The organism is Streptomyces sp. NBC_01176 (genome assembly GCF_045039825.1).
Classification (GTDB): Bacteria; Actinomycetota; Actinomycetes; order Streptomycetales; family Streptomycetaceae; genus Streptomyces.
Genome location: NZ_CP108600.1, coordinates 4,470,710 through 4,491,313 on the forward strand (window position 1 = coordinate 4,470,710; position 20,604 = coordinate 4,491,313).

The 20,604-nt window shown below is 71.6% G+C and carries 14 protein-coding genes; 3 read left to right on the top strand and 11 right to left on the bottom strand.

The annotated features are described in order from the left end of the window. Positions 1–90: 90 nt before the first annotated feature. The 6 genes from OG199_RS19185 to kdpF all read right to left on the bottom strand — a co-directional run bounded on the left by OG199_RS19185 (position 91) and on the right by kdpF (position 7,512). Complete coding sequence (locus OG199_RS19185) at positions 91–1,905, bottom strand: APC family permease (protein ID WP_405830457.1); 1,815 nt, start codon at positions 1,903–1,905, stop codon at positions 91–93. 327 nt (positions 1,906–2,232) lie between these two features. Then, entirely contained in the window at positions 2,233–2,922 is a 690-nt protein-coding gene (locus OG199_RS19190; protein WP_405830458.1) for a response regulator, read from the bottom strand. Positions 2,923–2,943: 21 nt separating this feature from the next. After that, the gene (locus OG199_RS19195; RefSeq protein WP_356801096.1) at positions 2,944–3,609 is read right to left on the bottom strand and encodes a potassium-transporting ATPase subunit C; all 666 of its coding nucleotides are present in this window, start codon (positions 3,607–3,609) and stop codon (positions 2,944–2,946) included. Positions 3,610–3,614: 5 nt separating this feature from the next. Continuing rightward, the gene (gene kdpB, locus OG199_RS19200; protein WP_405830461.1) at positions 3,615–5,753 is read right to left on the bottom strand and encodes a potassium-transporting ATPase subunit KdpB; all 2,139 of its coding nucleotides are present in this window, start codon (positions 5,751–5,753) and stop codon (positions 3,615–3,617) included. Further along, the gene (gene kdpA / locus OG199_RS19205) at positions 5,750–7,414 is read right to left on the bottom strand and encodes a potassium-transporting ATPase subunit KdpA (protein ID WP_356801098.1); all 1,665 of its coding nucleotides are present in this window, start codon (positions 7,412–7,414) and stop codon (positions 5,750–5,752) included. The genes kdpB and kdpA overlap by 4 nt, the downstream gene beginning before the upstream one ends. An 8-nt stretch (positions 7,415–7,422) precedes the next feature. Further along, entirely contained in the window at positions 7,423–7,512 is a 90-nt protein-coding gene (gene kdpF / locus OG199_RS19210) for a K(+)-transporting ATPase subunit F (RefSeq protein ID WP_055544543.1), read from the bottom strand. Positions 7,513–7,863: 351 nt separating this feature from the next. On the opposite strand from kdpF, the gene OG199_RS19215 reads away from it, so the two are divergent. Together OG199_RS19215 and OG199_RS19220 are read left to right on the top strand one after the other, a co-directional pair. Beyond that, entirely contained in the window at positions 7,864–8,421 is a 558-nt protein-coding gene (locus tag OG199_RS19215; protein ID WP_356801099.1) for a hypothetical protein, read from the top strand. A 189-nt stretch (positions 8,422–8,610) separates the two neighbouring features. Then, positions 8,611–10,587 (top strand): APC family permease, encoded by a 1,977-nt coding sequence (locus tag OG199_RS19220; RefSeq protein ID WP_405834590.1) that lies wholly within the window; start codon positions 8,611–8,613, stop codon positions 10,585–10,587. A gap of 69 nt (positions 10,588–10,656) precedes the next feature. On the opposite strand, the gene OG199_RS19225 is transcribed toward OG199_RS19220, so the two are convergent. Beyond that, positions 10,657–13,209, bottom strand: coding sequence for an ATP-binding protein (locus tag OG199_RS19225; RefSeq protein ID WP_356801104.1), 2,553 nt, complete (start codon positions 13,207–13,209; stop codon positions 10,657–10,659). 394 nt (positions 13,210–13,603) lie between these two features. Between OG199_RS19225 and OG199_RS19230 the strand changes: the two genes are divergently transcribed. Next, entirely contained in the window at positions 13,604–15,556 is a 1,953-nt protein-coding gene (locus OG199_RS19230) for an amino acid transporter (protein ID WP_405830463.1), read from the top strand. A 270-nt stretch (positions 15,557–15,826) separates the two neighbouring features. On the opposite strand, the gene OG199_RS19235 is transcribed toward OG199_RS19230, so the two are convergent. The 4 genes from OG199_RS19235 to OG199_RS19250 form a co-directional block, all read right to left on the bottom strand. Then, positions 15,827–17,395 carry a sensor histidine kinase gene (locus OG199_RS19235; protein WP_405830464.1) on the bottom strand — a complete coding sequence of 523 codons (1,569 nt, stop codon included), beginning with the start codon at positions 17,393–17,395 and terminating at the stop codon, positions 15,827–15,829. Next, complete coding sequence (locus OG199_RS19240; RefSeq protein ID WP_356807374.1) at positions 17,396–18,133, bottom strand: response regulator transcription factor; 738 nt, start codon at positions 18,131–18,133, stop codon at positions 17,396–17,398. It abuts the gene before it with no gap. 451 nt (positions 18,134–18,584) lie between these two features. Continuing rightward, positions 18,585–19,322 carry an FMN reductase gene (locus OG199_RS19245; protein ID WP_405830466.1) on the bottom strand — a complete coding sequence of 246 codons (738 nt, stop codon included), beginning with the start codon at positions 19,320–19,322 and terminating at the stop codon, positions 18,585–18,587. Continuing rightward, positions 19,319–20,407, bottom strand: a complete 1,089-nt coding sequence (locus OG199_RS19250; RefSeq protein WP_356807370.1) for an LLM class flavin-dependent oxidoreductase — start codon at positions 20,405–20,407, stop codon at positions 19,319–19,321. Before OG199_RS19250 ends, OG199_RS19245 begins: the two co-directional genes overlap by 4 nt. Positions 20,408–20,604 lie beyond the last annotated feature (197 nt).

The window sequence follows — 20,604 nt, forward strand, 5'->3', positions numbered from 1 at the left end:
AGCGACGCTCCCCCGTGCGCCGACGCCCCTCGCACCCGCGGCACCTCGCCTCCCGGCTACCCGCTTCCCCTTCGCCGAACGCCCGGGGTCTCAGAGGTTCAGCCGGTACGGCACCACACAGACGACCACGTCCGTACGGGCCCGCAGCACCGTGGCGAGCAGCAGGCCGCGCTGGTTCTGCAGGATCTGGTAGCGGCGGTGGAGCGGTTCGACCTCCGGGATGAGGACGGCGATCTGCCGGCCTCCCTCCGCCGCCCGCCGGACGTACTCGACGATCGGTTCCACCAGTGAGCGCTGCGGACTGTCGATGATGTCCAGCCGTACCCCGGGGTTCCAGCGCTCCCAGCTCGCCCTGAGCGTACGGACCTTGGCCGGGTCGCCGTAGACGGCGACCGCGACGACCTCGTGGCCGAGGGAGAGGGCGGCCTGCAGACCGTGCCGGGTGAGCCGACTGACCTCGCTGACCGGAACGATGACCAGGGAGTCGGCGACGCTCAGCGGTGGCGGGGTCTCGCCGAGCCCGAGTTCCCGGCCGGCCTCCGTGTAGTAACGCTGGATGCGGGAGAACAGCAGCATCAGCAGCGGGATGGTGACGACCACCACCCAGGCGCCCTCCAGGAACTTGGTGGCCAGCAGGACGATCCCCGCCACGACGGTCAGGACGGCGCCGATCCCGTTGAGGGCGGCGTGCCGCAGCCAGCCGCGCGGCCGCTCCCCCGCCCAGTGCCGCACCAGCCCGATCTGGCTGATGCTGAATCCGATGAACACCCCGATCGCGAAGAGCGGGATCATGCGGTGGGTGTCGGCGTCCACGGCGATCAGCAGCAGCGCCGCGAGCAGCGCGAGGGAGACCACTCCCCAGCGGTACACCGGGCGCTCCGCGCGCAGCCCGAAGAAGTGCGGCAGCCGGTGGTCCCTGGCGAGCAGGCTCATCAGGACGGGCAGTCCGCCGAAGCTGGTGTTGGCGGCCAGGGCGAGGGCCAGGGTGACGACGAGGTTCGTGGCGTAGTACGGCCATCCCGTCCCGTACGCGCCCGCCGTGAGCTGCGCCAGCACGGTCACGCCGCCGCGCGGGGCCACCCGGTCCCGCTGGATCAGCAGGGCCATGCCGAGCAGCATCACGCCGAGCAGCGCGCCGAGCATCAGTTCGGTGCGCTGGGCCCGCTTGACGCGCGGATCCCGGAAGGAGGGCACCCCGTTGGCGATCGCCTCCACCCCGGTGAGCGCCGAGCAGCCGGAGGAGAACGCCTTGAGGAGCAGCAGGATGCCCAGTGCCTCGGTGGCGTGCACGGGGTGCGCGGTGCCCACGACGGCCACGGGGTGGCCGCGCAGCAGCCCGAGCACGACGATGCCGAGGATGCTCACGACGAACAGCGCGGTGGGCAGCATCAGCACCCGGGCGCTCTCGGCCACGCCCCGCAGGTTCACGGCGGTGAGCAGGGCGAGGCCGATCAGGCAGATCGCCAGCAGGTGCGAACCGAGGGACGGGAAGGCGGAGGCGAGACTCGCGGCGCCCGCCGCCAGACTGACCGTCACGGTGAGCACGTAGTCGACGACGAGGCTGGCCGCCGCGAGCAGGCTGGTGGTCGGTCCCAGGTCCTTCTTCGCCACCGCGTACGCGCCGCCCCCGTCCGGATGGACGGCGATCACCTGCCCGTACGAGACGACGAGCACCGCCAGCAGCGCGGCGATGACCAGCGTCACCGGCAGCGTGGCGGTCAGCGCGCCCGTCCCGGCGGCGACCAGGACGAGCACGATCGCCTCGGGTCCGTACGCCACCGAGCTGAGCGCGTCCAGGGACAGTGCGGCGAGCCCTTCGATGCTGGTCAGGCGGTACTTGTCGCCCTCCCCGTGCCGCAGGGGCACTCTCGGCCGCAGCTCGCGGCGGGCCAGTCCGTACGCCATCGGGACCTCGCGATACAGGGTGGTTTCGAGTGGTTCGTCCTGTCCGGAGTCAGTGTGGCGGGTCCACCTGGTCGCGAGCCGTCAAGGACGCGCCAGGCGGGGTGCGCCCGGTGAGGCCGTTCGCCCGGTCGTCATCGCCTCGGCGGGACGGGTCGAACCACACCGCCTTGCCCGCGGGCCGGGCCGGCCCGCCGTACGCGGGGGCGGCACCGCTGCCCCGGCGCCCGTCCGTGAAGGCGGCGCCCTGCGCGCCCTCCTCGGCGCCCTGCGCGCCGTCCTCGGCGCGTGAAACACGGGCTCCCCTCCGGCCCGCGCGTCACCCGGGTCTCAGTCCCCGGCCTCGAAGCGGTACCCCATTCCCGGCTCCGTGATGAAGTGGCGGGGATGGGACGGGTCGGCTTCGAGCTTGCGGCGGAGCTGGGCCATGTAGACCCGCAGATAGTTGGTCTTGTTGCTCCGGGACGCGCCCCACACCTCCTGGAGCAGCCGGCGCTGCGGCACGAGGCGGCCGGGGTTGCTGACCAGAATCTCCAGCAGGTGCCACTCCGTGGGCGTGAGACGGACGTCCCGGCCCGCGCGCCTCGCCTTCTTGGCCACCAGGTCGACGGTGAATTCGGCGGTGGTGACCATGTCGGAGCCGGGCAGGAGCGCCGGGCTCTCCGTGCGCCGGACGGCGGCGCGCAGCCGGGCCAGGAGTTCGTCCATGCTGAACGGTTTGGTGATGTAGTCGTCGGCCCCCGCGTCGAGCGCGGCGACCTTCTCGCCGGAGGCGCGACGCGCGGACAGCACCAGGATCGGTACGCGGGTCCAGCCGCGCAGCGCCCTGATGACGTCCACACCGTCCATGTCGGGCAGCCCGAGGTCGAGCACGACGGCATCGGGCTGCCGTACGGCCGCCAGCCGGAGGGCCGTGGTGCCGTCGGACGCCGCGTCCACTCCGTACTGGCGGACCTGCAGGTTGATCACGAGCGCTCGTACGAGCTGGGGGTCGTCTTCCACGACCAGCACCCGGGTCATCGTCGATTCACTGACTCCCGGTCATTTCCCGGTCAGGGCCTTGAGCGCGATGTTGAGTTCGAGGACGTTGACGCGGGGTTCGCCGATGAAGCCGAGGGTGCGGCTGTCGGTGTGCTCGTCGACCAGTTTCTGCACCTGGGCGACGGTCAGGCCGTTCTTCTCCGCGATCCGGTGGACCTGGATGTCGGCGTACTGGGGGGAGATGTCCGGGTCCAGGCCGGAGCCGGAGGACGTCACCGCGTCGGCGGGCACGTCGGAGGGCTTGACCGTGTAGCCGTTCACCGAGTTGTCCTTGACGACGGCCTTCTTGGCGGCGGTCACCCAGTCGATGAGGTCCTTGTTGTCGCCCGACCGGTTGGTGGCGCCGGACAGGATCAGCTTGTACTGCGTGTTGACCGAGTTCGCCCCCAGACCATTGGCGGGCCGTCCCTGGAACCACTTCAGGTCGGGGTCCGGGGTCTCCTGGCCCTTCTTCAGCGGCAGGTTGTAGGACTGGCCGATCAGCGAGGAGCCGACGACCTTCCCGTTCGCGCTGATCTCCGAGCCGTTGGCCTTGTCGTGGAACAGCGCCTGGCCGACGCCGGTGACCGCGAGCGGGTAGATCACCCCGCAGACGACGGTGAGGACCAGCAGGGCCCGCAGGCCGGCCCAGAGCAACCGGGCCGTGTTCGTAACCGAGTTGTTCATGGCGATCAGCCGATTCCGGGGATGAGGGAGATGAGCAGGTCAATGATCTTGATGCCGACGAAGGGGGCGATCAGGCCGCCGATGCCGTAGATCCCGAGGTTGCGCCGCAGCATCCGGTCGGCGCTCATGGGCCGGTACCGCACACCCCGCAGGGCCAGCGGCACCAGCGCGATGATGATCAGCGCGTTGAAGATGACCGCCGACAGGATCGCGGAGTCGGGCGAGGACAGGTGCATGATGTTCAGCTTGTCCAGGCCCGGGTAGACCGCCGCGAACAGCGCCGGGATGATCGCGAAGTACTTCGCGACGTCGTTGGCGATGGAGAACGTCGTCAGCGCGCCCCGGGTGATCAGCAGCTGCTTGCCGATCTCGACGATCTCGATGAGCTTGGTCGGGTTCGAGTCGAGGTCGACCATGTTGCCGGCCTCCTTGGCGGCCGACGTACCCGTGTTCATCGCCACGCCGACGTCCGCCTGCGCGAGAGCCGGTGCGTCGTTGGTGCCGTCGCCGGTCATCGCGACCAGCTTGCCGCCGGCCTGCTCGCGCTTGATGAGCGCCATCTTGTCCTCGGGAGTGGCCTCCGCGAGGAAGTCGTCGACGCCGGCCTCGTCCGCGATCGCCTTGGCCGTCAGCGGGTTGTCACCCGTGATCATGACGGTCCTGATGCCCATGCGGCGCAGCTCGTCGAACCGCTCGCGCATGCCCTCCTTGACGACGTCCTTGAGGTGGATCACCCCGAGGACGCGCGCGCCCTCGGTGTCCTCGACGGCCACCAGCAGCGGGGTGCCGCCCGCCTGGGAGATGCGGTCGGAGAGGGTCGCGGCGTCCGCGGACACCTCACCGCCCCGCTCCCTGACCCAGGCCACGACCGAACCGGCCGCGCCCTTGCGGATCATGCGCCCGTCGACGTCCACACCCGACATCCGGGTCTGGGCGGTGAAGGCGATCCACTCGGCGCCCGCGAGTTCGCCCTGGTGGCGCTCGCGCAGCCCGTACTTCTCCTTCGCCAGGACGACGATGGAGCGGCCCTCGGGCGTCTCGTCGGCCAGCGAGGAGAGCTGGGCGGCGTCCGCGACCTCGGCCTCGGTGGTGCCGGTCACCGGTACGAACTCGGCGGCCTGGCGGTTGCCGAGCGTGATGGTGCCGGTCTTGTCCAGGAGGAGGGTCGACACGTCGCCCGCCGCCTCGACCGCGCGGCCGGACATGGCCAGCACGTTGCGCTGCACCAGCCGGTCCATGCCCGCGATACCGATCGCGGAGAGCAGGGCGCCGATCGTGGTCGGGATCAGACAGACCAGCAGGGCCACCAGCACGACCATGGTGAGGTGCGTGCCCGCGTAGTCCGCGAACGGGGGCAGCGTGGCGCAGGCGAGCAGGAAGACGATCGTGAGGGACGCGAGAAGGATGTTCAGCGCGATCTCGTTCGGGGTCTTCTGCCGGGCCGCGCCCTCGACCAGCGCGATCATCCGGTCGATGAAGGTCTCGCCGGGCTTCGTCGTGATCTTGACGACGATCCGGTCGGAGAGGACCTTCGTGCCGCCGGTGACGGCCGAGCGGTCGCCGCCGGACTCACGGATGACCGGGGCCGACTCGCCCGTGATGGCCGACTCGTCGACGGACGCGACGCCCTCGACGACGTCACCGTCGCCGGGGATGATGTCGCCCGCCTCGCAGACCACCAGGTCGCCGACGCGCAGTTCGGTGCCGGGCACCTGCTCCTCGCTCTTGCCGTCCGAGGAGAGCCGACGGGCGATCGTGTCGGTCTTGGCCTTGCGCAGGGTGTCCGCCTGAGCCTTGCCGCGGCCCTCGGCCACCGCCTCCGCCAGGTTGGCGAAGATCACGGTCAGCCACAGCCAGGCGCTGATCGCCCAGCCGAACCAGTCACCCGGGTCCTTGAAGGAGAAGACCGTCGTCAGGACCGAGCCGACCAGCACCACGAACATGACGGGCGACTTGATCATCACCCGCGGGTCGAGCTTGCGGAAGGCGTCCGGCAGCGACCTCAGCAGCTGCTGCGGGTCGAACAGACCCGCACCGACACGGCCTTCGTCGGACTTGTGGCCGGTCGGCACATCGCTGTGCGGCGCCCGGGTCGGAGTGGCTGTGGACATCTCGTCCTCTTGGTTCGTTACGTCGGTGGTCATGACGCCAGCCCCTCGGCCAGCGGGCCCAGCGCGAGGGCCGGGAAGTAGGTCAGACCGGTGATGATCAGGATCGCGCCCACCAGCAGACCCGTGAACAGCGGCTTCTCGGTGCGCAGGGTGCCCGCGGTGGCGGGGACCGGCTTCTGCTCGGCGAGCGAGCCCGCCAGCGCCAGCACGAACACCATCGGCAGGAACCTGCCCAGCAGCATCGCGAGACCGATCGTGGTGTTGAACCACTGGGTGTCCGCGTTCAGACCCGCGAAGGCCGAACCGTTGTTGTTGGCGCCCGAGGAGTAGGCGTACAGGATCTCGGAGAATCCGTGCGCCCCGCTGTTGGTCATCGAGTTGCCCGGGGTGGGCAGCGCCATCGCAGCGGCGGTGAAGACGAGCACCAGGGCCGGCGTGATGAGGATGTAGCAGGCCGCGAACTTGATCTCGCGGGTGCCGATCTTCTTGCCCAGGTACTCCGGGGTGCGGCCGACCATCAGACCGGCGATGAACACCGCGATGATCGCCATGATCAGGATGCCGTAGAGGCCGGACCCGGTACCGCCGGGCGCGATCTCGCCGAGCTGCATGCTCAGAATCGTGATGCCGCCGCCGAGACCGGTGAACGACGAGTGGAAGGAGTCCACCGCACCGGTCGAGGTCAGGGTCGTGGACACCGCGAAGATCGAGGACGCACCGACGCCGAAGCGCTGTTCCTTGCCCTCCATCGCCCCGCCGGCGATCTGGAACGCCGGGCCGTGGTGGGCGAACTCGGTCCACATCATCAGGGCGACGAAACCGACCCAGATGGTGGCCATGGTGGCGAGGATCGCGTAACCCTGCTTGAGGGAGCCGACCATCCGGCCGAAGGTGCGGGTCAGCGCGAACGGGATGACCAGCAGCAGGAAGATCTCGAAGAGGTTGGTGAACGGGGTGGGGTTCTCGAAGGGGTGCGCGGAGTTGGCGTTGAAGTAGCCGCCGCCGTTGGTGCCGAGCTCCTTGATGGCCTCCTGCGAGGCGACCGCGCCGCCGTTCCACTGCTGCGAGCCGCCCATGAACTGGCCGACCTCGTGGATCCCGGCGAAGTTCTGGATCGCCCCGCACGCCACCAGGATGATCGCGCCGACCACCGAGAGCGGGATCAGGATGCGTATGGTGCCGCGCACCAGGTCCGACCAGAAGTTGCCGAGCTCACCGGTGCGGGAGCGCGCGAACCCTCGTACGAGGGCCACGGCGACCGCGATGCCGACGGCCGCGGAGACGAAGTTCTGGACGGCGAGACCGGCGGTCTGCACGACGTGGCCCATGGCCTGCTCGCCGTAGTACGACTGCCAGTTGGTGTTCGACACGAACGATGCGGCCGTGTTGAACGCCTGGTCCGGGTCGATCGCGGAGAAGCCGAGCGAACCGGGCAGGTGACCCTGGAGCCGCTGGAGCAGATAGAGGAAGAGCACGCTGACGGCGGAGAAGGCGAGGACCCCGCGCAGGTACGCGGGCCAGCGCATCTCCGTGTTCGGATTGGCGCCGATGCCCTTGTAGATCCACTTCTCGACCCGCCAGTGCTTGTCGGAGGAGTAGACCTTGGCCATGTAGTCGCCAAGCGGGATGTAGGCGAGAGCCAGCGCCGCGATGAGAGCGACCAGCTGGAGCACGCCGGCGAGGACGGGACTCATGTCGAGACTCAGAACCTCTCCGGGAAGACGAGGGCGAGGACGAGATAGCCCAGCAGGGCGACGGCCACGATCAGGCCGACGATGTTCTCGGCGGTCACAGCTTCGTCACCCCCTTGGCGACGAGGGCCACCAGCGCGAACACCGCGATCGTGGTGACGACGAAGGCCACATCGGCCATCGTGAGCTCCTGGATGAGGTTCGGAAAACGACTCGGACGCTTAAGAGCAAAACCCCTCGATGGCCGGAATTGAGCGCCGTTGACGTCACCCTTACGGCGGCTCGTGCGGCCTTGACGCAACCCATACGCGGGCCCCGGGCGGCGACGCCGGGACGGCGATCACCTCGCATCCGGCGCCTTCCCGGCCTTGTCGCAACCCTGACGCCCCGGCCCGTCAGAGGCCCGTCAAGGCGGGGTGACCCCGGCTTTCGCGGTCTCTACCGTCGGTGCCATGGACCGCCGCGACCACACCCGCGACGCCCCCGCACCGGTACCGCACAGGGAACCGGCCGAGGTGGCGTACGACCGCCTCTGGGAAAGAGACCTGCGCAGCTCGCTCCGCTGCGCGGGCGCTCTCCTCGCCCTCCTGCTGCTGATCGACGGCGCCGCCGGCAGCCTCACCCCCGTACGCGCCGGGCTGTGGACCGCGCTCGCGGCGCTGCTCCTCCTGGTGCTGTACCCCTCCCGGGTCGCCGCCGGTGAGGGCTGGCTGAGCACACGCGGACCGCTGCGCGGGCACCGGGTGCGCACCGACCACCTGGTGTCGGTGCGCTGCCTGGACGGGGTCGGGCAGCGCCTCGTCCTGCGGGACGCCTTCGGCGCCCGTGCCGAGATCGACCCCCGCGTCCTGGTCGCCAACCCCCCGCTGTGGCACCGCCTCGACGAGGACGCCCGCCGCTCCGCCCGCCGCGGCTCGCTGACCTGCGGGGAGACGGCACTGCGCCGCGTCTCGGAGCGGATCGACCGCGAGACGGCGCAGACGGTCTTCAGGATGTCGGGGCTGGAGTGACGGCGGGGTCGGAGTGGGCCCGGACCACCCCGCCCCCTTGCTCCATCTGCACCTGCGCGGCGGGACCCTAACGGTCCCTTAAAGGTCCCCGGGCCGTTCGCCCTCCCCGCGCCGGACGGCCGCCCGGCTTAGTCTCCGGCCGTGTTCAACGTGACGGGGATCCTCAAACGGCTGGTCATCGGCCGGGCCATGCGGAGCGAAGAGCTGCACGAGACGCTCCTGCCCAAGCGGCTCGCGCTGCCCGTCTTCGCCTCGGACCCGTTGTCCTCGGTGGCGTACGCGACCCAGGAGATCCTGCTCGTCCTCACCCTCGGCGGCCTGGCGTATCTGCACTTCGCCCCGTGGATCGCGGCCGCGGTCATCGCCCTGATGACCGTCGTGGTGCTGTCGTACCGCCAGGTGGTGCACGCGTACCCGAGCGGCGGCGGCTCCTACGAGGTGGTGTCGACCAACCTCGGCCCCTCCGCCGGTCTCGTGGTGGCCGCCTCCCTGCTCGTCGACTACGTCATGACGGTGGCCGTCTCGGTCGCCTCCGGCGTGGACAACATCATCTCGGCCCTCCCCCAGCTGGCCCCCCACCGCGTCCTGCTGGCCATCGGCTTCGTCGCGGTCCTGACCGCGATCAACCTGCGGGGCGTGCGCGAGTCGGGACGGGCCTTCGCCGCCCCCACCTACCTCTTCGTCGGCGGCGTGCTCATCATGGTGATCACGGGGCTGGTCCGCTGCGCCCTCGGGGACACACCGGTCGCCGAGAGCGCGGGCTACGGCGTCACCGCGGCCCCCTCCGACGCGGGCCTGACGGGCCTGGCCCTGCTGATGCTGGTGCTGCGCGCGTTCTCCTCCGGCTGTACGGCGCTGACGGGAGTGGAGGCCATCTCCAACGGCGTACCGGCGTTCCGCAAGCCCAAGTCGGCGAACGCGGCCGCCACGCTCGCGGCGATGGGTATCACCGCGGTCGTCATGTTCGCGGGCGTCACCGCACTCGCGCTGATCACGAAGGTCCACATCACGGGCGACCCGTGCCGCCTGACCGGCCTGACCGGCTCCTGCTCCGCCTACACCCAGCGCACGGTCATCGCCCAGATCGCGGCGGCGGTCTTCGGCGGCGAGCACAGCCTCGGCTTCTACCTCATCCAGACCGTGACCGCGCTCGTCCTGATCCTGGCGGCGAACACCGCCTTCAACGGCTTCCCGCTGCTCGCCTCGATCCTGGCCCAGCACCGCTTCCTGCCGCACCAGTTGCACAACCGCGGCGACCGGCTGGCCTTCTCCAACGGCATCCTGGCGCTGGCGATCGTCGCCTGCCTGCTGCTGTGGGGCTTCAGGGCGAACGTCACCAGCCTCATCCACCTCTACATCCTGGGCGTGTTCACCTCCTTCACGCTCTCCCAGCTCGGCATGGTCCGGCACTGGAACGGCGAACTGCGCGCCGAACACGACCCGGCACGGCGCCGCCACCATCACACGGCCCGGGTGATCAACACGATCGGCGCGGTCGTCACCGGCCTGGTCCTGGTGATCGTGCTGGCCAGCAAGTTCACCCAGGGCGCGTGGCTCGCCGTCCTCGCGGCCGTCGTCCTGTGGGTGATGATGCGCGGGATCCGACGCCATTACGACACCACCGCGGCGGAGCTGGCTGTGACCGACCCGAAGACCGAACTCACCTTCCCCTCCCGGGTGTTGGCCATCGTCCTGGTGTCCACCCTGCACAAACCCACGCTGCGCGCCCTCGCCTACGCGCGGGCCCTGCGCCCCGACCATCTGGAGGCGCTCACGGTCTCCGTGGACCGCGACGAGGCGGCGGCGCTGCGCAGGCACTGGGAGGAGTACGGCATCGAGGTCCCCCTCAAGGTCATCGACTCGCCCTACCGCGAGGTGACCCGGCCGGTCGTGGAGTACGTCCGTTCGGTGCGCCGGGAGAGCCCGCGCGACATCGTCGCCGTCTTCATCCCCGAGTACGTGGTCGGCCGCTGGTGGGAGAACCTCCTCCACAACCAGTCGGCCCTGTGGCTGAAGAACCGGCTGCTGTTCACACCGGGCGTCATGGTCACGAGCGTGCCGTGGCAGCTGACCTCGGCGGCCCACGCCGACCGGCCGGCCGCCCGCGCGCCCGGCTCGGTGCGCCGGGGCGAGCCGCGGAACACCGCGCTGCGACACCACCGCTGACGGCGCGCCCCGCCCCTCCAGGACACCCCCGCGACACCCGACACCCTTCTACGGCACCGACACCGGCTTCTACGGCACCGCCACCGGCGGCACACAGTCCTCCGCGTCCTGCGCGCACGGCAGTGACAGCACCATCGTGAGCCCGCCGCCCGGAGTGTCCTCCGGGACGAGGGTGCCGTCCATCGCCTCGGTCAGGCCCCGGGACAGGGCGAGGCCCAGGCCGAGACCGGTCGAGTTGTCGGTGTCGCCCAGCCGCTGGAAGGGCTCGAAGAGGCGGTCGCGGTCGGACGGCGGGATACCGGGACCGCGGTCCACGACCCGTACCTCGACCCGGCCCGCGTGGGCGCTGGCGGTCAGCAGCACCGGGCGCCCCGCGGGGGTGTGCCGGGCGGCGTTGCCTGCCAGGTTGGCGATCACCCGTTCCAGCAGCGGCGGGTCGGCGAGGACGGCCGGGAGCCTCTCCAGGTCGCAGACCTCGACGCCGGGGACGTCCGCGAGCGCCGCCGGGAGCACCTCCTCCAGAGCGGTGGCCCGCAGGTTCAGACGGAGCGCGCCGGCCTGCAGACGGCTCAGGTCGAGCAGGTTCTCCACCAGCCGGTTCAGCTTGGCCATCGACTCGTCGGCGGTGGCGAGGAGTTCGTCGCGGTCCGCGGCCGAGAACTCGACGTCACGGCTGCGCAGCGAGGCGACGGCGGCCCAGCCGGCGGCGAGCGGAGTGCGCAGGTCGTGGCCGACCGCCCGCAGCAGCGCCGTACGCATCCGGTCGGCGGCCCGGACCGGCTCCACCTCGGCGGCGGCCTCCGCCAGCCTCGCCCGCTCGACGGCGGAGCCGACGTGCGCGGCGAAGGCGGCCAGCACCCGCCGCTCGGAGGAGGCGAGTGTGCGGCCGCGCAGGACCAGGTGGGAGCCCGGCCCCGCGGGCACGACCACGACCGCCCCGTCATCCGTCTCGGTGCCCGGCGGGGGCGGCCGGTCCACCAGTTCCGCGGAGTCCGTCCCGAACGTCTCGCGGGTACGTTCCAGCAGGGCCGGGATCGTCTCGCCGCCCCGCACGATGGTGCCCGCGAGTGACGACATGGTCTCCGCCTCGGCGGTGGCGCGCGCGGCCCGCCGGGACAGCCGCAGCGACCGGTCGACGACGGCCGCGACCGTGGCGGCGACCAGGGTGAAGACGCCCACCGCGAGCACCGCGTTGGGATCGGCGAGCGTGAACGAGCCGACCGGCGGGATGAACCAGTAGTTGAGCAGCAGCGACGCCGTGACCGAGGCGATCACGGCCGAGGCGACACCGCCGATGCAGGCCACACCCACCACGGTGAGCAGGAACAGCAGCGCCTCACTGGTGAGGTTGACGGTGCCCCGCACCTGGGCGAGGAGAAGGGTGAGCAGCACCGGCAGGACGAGCCCGGCGACCGGCCCGGCGACCAGCCGCGCGGTGGGCAGCGTACGGCGCCTCGACGGCAGCAGTGTGCCGCGGCCCGCCCGCTCGTGCATGACCATGTGGACGTCGATGTCGGCGGAGAGCCCGACCACCGTCTCCCCGGTGCCGCGCCCGGTCACGAACCGCTCGACGCGTCCGCGGCGGCTGGTGCCGAGGACGAGCTGGGTGGCGTTCTCGGCCCGCGCGAACTCGACCAGCGCGGTGGCCACGTCGTCGCCGACGACCGAGTGGTAGCTGCCGCCGAGGTTCTCGACGAGCCGCCGCTGCCGGGCGAGGGAGGCGTGCGAGGCGCCCGCGGCGAGCGAGTCGCTGCGCGTCACGTGCACGGCGAGCAGATCGCTGCCGGCCCGCGGGGCCGCCCCGCCGCCGACGGGCGAGAGAGCGTCGGGAGAGCGCGGGAGGCCCGCGATACGGGCGGCGCGCCGGATGAGGGTCTCGCCCTCGCGGCCGCCGGTGAGCGCGACCACGACCCGCTCGCGGGGCTCCCGTCCCCCGGCGTCGGCCCGCTCCGGGCGGTACGACCGCAGCGCCTCGTCGACCCGGTCGGCCATCCACAGCAGGGCGAGCCGGCGCAGCGCGGTCAGGTTGGCGGGGCGGAAGTGGTCGGCGAGGGCCGCGTCGATCCGTTCGGGCGGGTAGATGGTGCCGTGCGCCATCCGGCGGCGCAGGTCCCGCGGGTCCATGTCCACCAGTTCGATCCGGTCGGCGCGGCGGACGGCCTCGTCGGGCACCGTCTCGCGCTGGGGTACCCGCGTGATCCTCTCGACGACGTCGCCGAGCGATTCCAGGTGCTGGATGTCCAGTGCCGTGATGACGTCGATCCCGGCGGCCAGCAGTTCCTCGATGTCCTGGCGGCGCTCCGGGTTGCGGCCGCCGCCGGGGACGTTGGCGTGGGCGAACTCGTCGACGATCACGACCTGCGGACGGCGCGCGAGGACCGCGGCGAGATCCATCTCCTCGCACTCCGCACCCCGGTGGTGGCAACGGACCGGTGCCACCAGCTCCAGGCCGTCGAGCATCGCCTCGGTGCGCGGGCGTCCGTGGCACCGCGCGAACCCCACCACCACGTCGGCGCCACGGGCCGCCCGGCGGTGGCCCTCGTCGAGCATGCGGTACGTCTTTCCGACGCCCGGGGCAGCCCCGAGGTAGACCTTCAGCCGTCCGGGCCGCACCTCACGCATCGGCCTCACATCGTTCATCACCACTCAGCCAAGCCCCGGCGTCCGCGCGGCGCAGCGGTCTTGACGCTTCCCTGGCGCCGCTCACGGGGAAGTTGACACCGCCTTGACGGGCGGGCGCGCCGGTCCGCGGCGTGCGGCGGACGGGGCAGGAGCGCACCCACGGGTCACGCCGCCCGGCCCTCTCCCGCCCCGGCGGCGGATCGCGGGCCGCCCCGCGATCCGGAGCTCTCCGGCGCGCCCGTGATGCGCGACCGGCCGCTCCTGACGCAGGCTTGACGCGTCCGGCCTCCCGTCCACGGGCCGTTGCACCACTCTCCGCATACGCTGATGGCGCCGTCTCCTCGATGGCCGAAACCCGGGACACCGAAGGGCCGCACGTCAGGAGAGCACGCCGATGGCCGGCACCGAGCACGCCCCCACGAGCCGCTTGCGGGCGTGGATGCTGGAGGGCCTTTCCGACATGGGCAAGGGCCGCCGGGTGCCGGAGCCCGCCGAGCCGGAGCCCGTGCACCAGGGCCAGCGGTGGTGGCGCGTCATGTGCCTCACCGGCGTCGACTACTTCTCCACCCTCGGCTACCAGCCCGGCATCGCGGCCCTGGCCGCCGGACTGCTGTCCCCGGTGGCGACCATCGTGCTCGTCGTCGTCACCCTCGCGGGCGCGCTGCCCGTCTACCGGCGGGTGGCCGAGGAGAGCCCCCGGGGCGAGGGTTCGATCGCGATGCTGGAACGGCTGCTGTCGTTCTGGAAGGGCAAGCTCTTCGTCCTGACCCTGCTGGGCTTCGCCGCCACCGACTTCCTGATCACCATCACCCTTTCGGCCGCGGACGCCTCCACCCACCTCGTCGAGAACCCGCACCTCACCAACGCCCTGCACGACCGGCAGATGCTGATCACGCTCATCCTGGTGGCCCTGCTCGGTGCCGTCTTCCTCAAGGGCTTCCTGGAGGCGATCGGCGTCGCGGTCGTCCTCGTGGCGATCTACCTGGGGCTCAACGTGGTGGTCGCGGTGACCGGGCTGTGGCACGTGGCGACCGAGGGGCACGTGATCACCGACTGGAGCACGGCCCTGACCGCGGAGCACGGGAACGCCTTCGCGATGATCGGGGTGGCCCTGCTCGTCTTCCCGAAGCTCGCGCTCGGACTGTCCGGCTTCGAGACCGGCGTGGCGGTCATGCCGCACGTCGAGGGCGACCCGGGCGACACCGACGAGAAGCCCACCGGCCGGATCCGGGGCGCCAAGAAGCTGCTGACCACGGCCGCCGTGATCATGAGCGTGTTCCTGATCGTGACCAGCTTCATCACCACCGTGCTCATCCCGGAGAAGGAGTTCAAGTCGGGCGGCCAGGCCAACGGCCGCGCGCTCGCGTACCTCGCGCACGAGTACCTCGGCGGCGTCTTCGGCACGGTGTACGACGTGTCGACGATCGCCATCCTGTGGTTCGCCGGCGCCTCCGCCATGGCCGGACTGCTCAACCTGATGCCCCGCTACCTGCCCCGCTACGGCATGGCTCCCCACTGGGCGCGCGCCGTCCGCCCCATGGTGATCGTCTTCACCCTGGTCGCCTTCCTGGTCACCTGGATCTTCGACGCCGACGTCGACGCCCAGGGCGGTGCGTACGCCACCGGTGTGCTGGTGCTGATCAGCTCCGCGGCGATCGCGGTGACCATCGCCGCCCGCAAGGCCGGGCAGCACCACTGGACCCTCGGCTTCGGCGTCATCTCCGTGGTCTTCCTCTACACGACCGTCGTCAACGTCATCGAGCGTCCCGACGGTGTCAAGATCGGCGCCTGCTTCATCGCCGGCATCATCCTCGTCTCGCTCCTCTCGCGGCTCGCCCGCGCCTTCGAGCTGCGCGTGACCAGCGTGAGCCTCGACGCCATGGCCGAACGCTTCGTCCGTGACATCGCGAGCCGTCGGATCCGCTTCATCGCCAACGAGCCGGACAGCCGTGACATCGGCGAGTACCGGGAGAAGATCAAACAGATCCGCGCCGACAACGACGTCCCCGCCACGGAGGACTTCGTGTTCGTCGAGGTCACCGTCCTCGACGCGTCCGAGTTCGAGACGGGGCTCACGGTGCGGGGGGAGGTGCTGCACGGGCGTTATCGCGTGCTGACGCTGGAGTCGTCGTCCGTGCCCAACGCGCTCGCGGCGCTTCTGCTTCACGTCCGGGACAGCACCCGGTGCACCCCGCACATCTACTTCGAGTGGACCGAGGGGAACCCCTTCGCGAACTTCCTCCGCTTCTTCCTCTTCGGCCAGGGGGAGGTCGCTCCCGTCACCCGGGAAGTTCTCCGCGAGGCCGAACCGGACCCCACGTGCCGGCCCCGCGTCCACGTCGGCTGAACCCCGGGTTTCCTCGCCCCCGCCGCCCCTACCCGACCCGTCCCCGGGGCTCCGCCCCGGACCCCGCCAAGGGGCTGCCGCACCCTGGACCCCCGCTCGCCCGAAGGGCTCGTCCTCAAGCGCCGGACGGACTGAAGATCCGCAGCCCAGGCCGGCACCATCAGCCCGTCCGGCGCTCGAGGACGAGGCCGTCCAGGCCGAACGGGGGTCCGGGGGCGGAGCCCCCGGGGATGGGTCGGGTAGGGGCGGCGGGGGCGAGGGAACCCGGGGTCAAGGATCCGGCGGGGGACGGTCACCCGTGCCGCTCACCGTGAACCCGAACACCGCCCCGCCCCCCTCCCGCCGAAAGGCGAACGACCCCCCACCGTGCGCCATGGCGACCTCCCGCACGATGGACAACCCGAGCCCGGACCCGGGCAGACTCCGCGCGTCGGCCGCACGGTAGAAGCGGTCGAACACCCGCACGAGATCACCCTCGGCGATACCCGGCCCCCGATCGAGCACCTCGATACGGACGTTGCCCGGACGGACGACACCGGCACCCATCCCGGCGCCGACACCAGCACCACCCCCGGGACCGGAACCCCCGGCGCCGACACCGGCACCACCCCCGGGACCGGAACCCGTACCGACCCGCACCCGCACCCGCACCGGCCCCGTGACCGCGATCTCGATCGGCACCTTCCCGTCCCGGTCGAACTTCACCGCGTTCTCCACCAGATTCGACACCGCCCGCTGCAACGCCGTCGGACGCCCGTCCACCGCCGTGTCCCCACTCACCCGCACGACGACATCCCGCCCGCTGCGCCGCCGCGCGACGATCGCGACGTCCTCGGCGAGATCGGCGAGATCGATCCGCTGCACGGGCTCGGTGTCGGACTGTCCGGCCGCAAGCGCCACCAGTTCGTTGACGAGGTCGGTCAGCTCACGGGACTCCTGGGCCAGATCGGCGACCAGCTCCTCCCGGGCGCCGGGCGGCAACTCGTCGATGCGCCGGAGCATCGAGATGTTCGTGCGCAGCGAGGTCAGCGGCGTACGGAGTTCGTGCCCCGCGTCCTGGACGAGCCGCCGCTGGTCCTCCTCGGACCGGGCGAGACGCCCGAGCATCCGGTCGAAGGACCGGCCGAGCCGCGCCACCTCGTCGTATCCGGCGACCGGCACCTGGATGCCGAGCCGCCCGGTGCGCGCCACGTCCTCGGCGGCCCCCGCCAGCCGTACCAGCCGCCGGGTGATCCGCCGCGCCAGCCACCATCCGAACAGCCCCGCGGCGATCACCACCGCCCCGACGAGCAGCACGGTCCGCTGCTGGAGCTCCCGCAGCAGATCCTCCGTGTCGCTGAACTGCTGGGCGACCTGCACCGCGCCCCGCCCGCCGCCGAGCGCGACGGTGGCCACCCGGTAGAGGTCCCCTCCGACGTCCACCTCCCGGTGCTCCACCCACGTACCCGCGGCCGGGGCCGCGGCGATCCGCCGGTCGCCGGCGACGACGGGCAGGACCGGTCGCCCGCGGTCGGCGACCGCCCCGCCGCGTCCGAGCACCTGCACATCCGTACGGCTGGGCCGGATGACGTCGTCGAGCGGCCCGTCGTGGTCGGGGTCGGACGACGAGAAGTCACCCGGGTCGAGCGGCGTCTCCCGCACCTGGCCGCGCAGGTCCTGCACGACCTCGGAGAAGACGGTCTGCTGGTCCACGCGCACCAGCCGGGCCGCGGCGTCGTAGCTGAGGAACCCGACGAGGACCGTGACCGCGGCGGCCACGGCCGCGAACGACAGGGTGAAGGTCGCCCGAAGGGAGGACAGCCGTCGGGGCCGCAGCCCCGCGAGCCATCCCGAGGGCACTCAGTCCTCCCTCAGGACGTACCCCACGCCCCGGACCGTGTGGATCAGCGCCGGCGCGCCCGGCCCGTCGAGTTTGCGCCGCAGATATCCCACGTAGACGGCGAGGTTCTTGGAACCGGGCCCGAAGTCGTAGCCCCAGATGCGGTCGTAGATCGTGGCGTGGTCGAGGACGATGCCCGCGTTGCGGACGAGGAGTTCGAGCAGTTCGAACTCGGTGCGGGTGAGTTCCAGCTCGCGCTGCCCGCGCCACGCGCGACGCGCCTGGATGTCCATGTGCAGGCCGGCCGCGGCGATCTGCCCCAGGGCCTCGCGGGACGCCGGGGCCGGGGCGGACGTGGCCTCCGGCAGGGCGGCGGGGGCGCCGTTCACCGGGCTCGTACGGCGCAGCAGCGCCCGCAGCCGGGCGAACACCTCCTCCACGTCGAACGGCTTGACCACGTAGTCGTCGGCCCCGGCGTCCAGGCCCGCGATGCGGTCGGCCGTCTCTACCAGGGCGGTGAGCATCAGGATCGGTGTGCGGTCCCCCTCCGCGCGCAGCACGCGGCACACCTGGAGTCCGTCGATGCCGGGCATCATGACGTCCAGGACCAGGATGTCCGGTGGGGTGCGGTGGGCCTGCGCCAGCGCCTCGACGCCGTCGGCGACGGCCGTCACCGCGTAGCCCTCCAGCGTCAGTGCCCTTTCCAGGGCATGGCGGATGGCACGGTCGTCCTCGGCGAGCAGCACAGTCTGGGGCACCTCACCAGTCTGCCAAGCCCCCGGCCGCCCACCACCTGATGGGCCAGGTGAGCGTGGGCTTCTTACCCGGCTCTCACCCCTCCCCGCGCGAGCCCCTTACCTCGCCGGGTCACTGTGTCCCGTATGCCAGGACGGACCGGCGGACCGGGGACGCTCCGGTGAGGGAACGCCGGGCGAGACGCTCCGGGAGCGCGTCCCCGCCGCGCCGCGCCTACGACATCGGCGGCACCGGCCGAACAGACGGCGACCCCGCGTCATGACTCCTTCGCACCCGATGTCACCCGATGTCACGCGGTACCCGTCCGGCATCACCCGGTACCCGCCCGGCCGACCCGAGGACCCCCCCGATTCGGGTCGGGCCGGTGCGGAGGGGGTGGGCCGGAAGCGCACGACGGTGGCGGCCCACCCCTGCCACGCCGCGGGCCGCCGCCCGGCCTTCCGGCCCGCTCGCCTACGACCGCAGCGCCGCGAGCTGCTGCTCGAAAGGGACGACCTCGAAGCCACCACCGGACGCGGTCCGCGCGGCCACGGCACGAACAGGCGCGGTCCCGGTCGTGACGGGTGCCCTGGGCGCGGGCGCCGCCCCGACCGGCTGCACCAACCCGGTGCCCTCGGCACCCCCGGCATCCCGAGCGCCCTCGGCACCCTCCGCCCCCGTCGCCGTACAGGCGGCCGCCGAGAGCCCCGTCATCAGTGCCCCCAACTCCCCCGCCGCCCGGTCGATCCTTTCGGCGAGCCCCTCCGCGCCCCAGTCCTCGGAGGCGGCGTACACCGCGGTCGGTACGACGACGGCGCGCAGGTAGGCGAAGAGCGGGCGCAGGGCGTGTTCGAGCACCAGGGAGTGCCGGGACGAGCCGCCGGTCGCGGCGATCAGCACCGGCTTCCCGGCGAGCGCGTCCTTGTCCAGTACGTCGAAGAAGGACTTGAACAGGCCGCTGTACGACGCCGAGAACACCGGCGTGACGACGATCAGTCCGTCCGCGGTCGTCACGGCGTCGAGCGCCGAGCTCAGTGCCCGCCCGGGGAACCCGTTGGTGAAGTTGTGGGCGATCTCCACGGCGAGGTCGCGCAGTTCGACGACCTCGACCCGCGCGGCGGTCCCACGGACGGTCGCCGCCGCCAGCCGGTCGGCCAGCAGCCGCGTGGACGACGGGACGCTCAGCCCCGCCGAGACGACGACGAGCCTCATACGACGGTCACCTCCCGGGCGGCGGCCACACGCGCCTGGTGGGTCGGGGCGTCCGGCACCGTGGCCGGACGGTTCTTGGCGAACTCCTCGCGCAGGACGGGAACGACCTCCTCGCCCAGCATGTCGATCTGCTCCAGCACGGTCTTCAGCGGCAGCCCGGCGTGGTCCACCAGGAACAGCTGGCGCTGGTAGTCACCGGCGTACTCCCGGAAGGTCAGCGTCTTCTCGATGACCTGCTGGGGCGAGCCGACGGTCAGCGGCGTCTGGTCGGTGAAGTCCTCCAGGGACGGCCCGTGTCCGTACACCGGCGCGTTGTCGAAGTACGGCCGGAACTCCCGTACGGCGTCCTGCGAGTTGTGCCGCATGAAGACCTGACCGCCCAGGCCGACGATGGCCTGCTCGGCGGTGCCGTGCCCGTAGTGCGCGTACCGCTCGCGGTAGAGCTCGACCATCCGCTGGGTGTGGTCGGCCGGCCAGAAGATGTTGTTGTGGAAGAAGCCGTCGCCGTAGTACGCGGCCTGCTCGGCGATCTCCGGGGAGCGGATCGAGCCGTGCCAGACGAACGGCGGCACCCCGTCCAGCGGCCGGGGAGTCGACGTGAACGACTGGAGCGGCGTACGGAACTTGCCCTCCCACGTCACCACGTCCTCGCGCCACAGGCGGTGCAGCAGCGCGTAGTTCTCGACGGCGAGGTTGATGCCCTGGCGGATGTCCTGCCCGAACCAGGGGTAGACCGGTCCGGTGTTCCCGCGGCCCATCATCACGTCGACCCTGCCCTCCGCCAGATGCTGGAGCATCGCGAAGTCCTCGGCGATCTTCACCGGGTCGTTGGTGGTGATGAGGGTGGTGGAGGTGGACAGGATGAGGTTCTCGGTGCGCGCCGCCACGTAGCCGAGCATCGTGGTCGGCGACGAGGGCACGAAGGGCGGGTTGTGGTGCTCACCGGTCGCGAAGACGTCCAGGCCGACTTCCTCGGCCTTCTGCGCGATGGCGACCATGGCCTTGATGCGCTCGTGCTCGCTCGGTGACCGGCCGGTGGTCGGATCCGGTGTCACGTCGCCGACGGTGAATATCCCGAACTGCATGGTCGCTCGCCCTCCAGGTTGTTTACGATTCAACTATACCCGCAAACGACGACCCCCGCCGACCTATTCCCGCCCCTCTCCTCCGGGGCCACTCCCGCCCCTCTCCCCGAGCGCCACTCCCACCCCACCACTCCACCACCCCGCACCCCCGCACCCCGTCGCTCCCGCGCCCGGCCCTACGGGACACGGCCCCCGGC

Excerpts from the sequence above, each read along its gene's own strand:
- OG199_RS19185 (WP_405830457.1), bottom strand. The coding sequence starts at position 1,905 with ATGGCGTACGGACTGGCCCGCCGCGAGCTGCGGCCGAGAGTGCCCCTG.
- OG199_RS19190 (WP_405830458.1), bottom strand. The coding sequence starts at position 2,922 with ATGACCCGGGTGCTGGTCGTGGAAGACGACCCCCAGCTCGTACGAGCG.
- OG199_RS19195 (WP_356801096.1), bottom strand. The coding sequence starts at position 3,609 with ATGAACAACTCGGTTACGAACACGGCCCGGTTGCTCTGGGCCGGCCTG.
- kdpB (WP_405830461.1), bottom strand. The coding sequence starts at position 5,753 with ATGACCACCGACGTAACGAACCAAGAGGACGAGATGTCCACAGCCACT.
- kdpA (WP_356801098.1), bottom strand. The coding sequence starts at position 7,414 with ATGAGTCCCGTCCTCGCCGGCGTGCTCCAGCTGGTCGCTCTCATCGCG.
- OG199_RS19215 (WP_356801099.1), top strand. The coding sequence starts at position 7,864 with ATGGACCGCCGCGACCACACCCGCGACGCCCCCGCACCGGTACCGCAC.
- OG199_RS19220 (WP_405834590.1), top strand. The coding sequence starts at position 8,611 with ATGCGGAGCGAAGAGCTGCACGAGACGCTCCTGCCCAAGCGGCTCGCG.
- OG199_RS19225 (WP_356801104.1), bottom strand. The coding sequence starts at position 13,209 with ATGCGTGAGGTGCGGCCCGGACGGCTGAAGGTCTACCTCGGGGCTGCC.
- OG199_RS19230 (WP_405830463.1), top strand. The coding sequence starts at position 13,604 with ATGGCCGGCACCGAGCACGCCCCCACGAGCCGCTTGCGGGCGTGGATG.
- OG199_RS19245 (WP_405830466.1), bottom strand. The coding sequence starts at position 19,322 with ATGAGGCTCGTCGTCGTCTCGGCGGGGCTGAGCGTCCCGTCGTCCACG.
- OG199_RS19250 (WP_356807370.1), bottom strand. The coding sequence starts at position 20,407 with ATGCAGTTCGGGATATTCACCGTCGGCGACGTGACACCGGATCCGACC.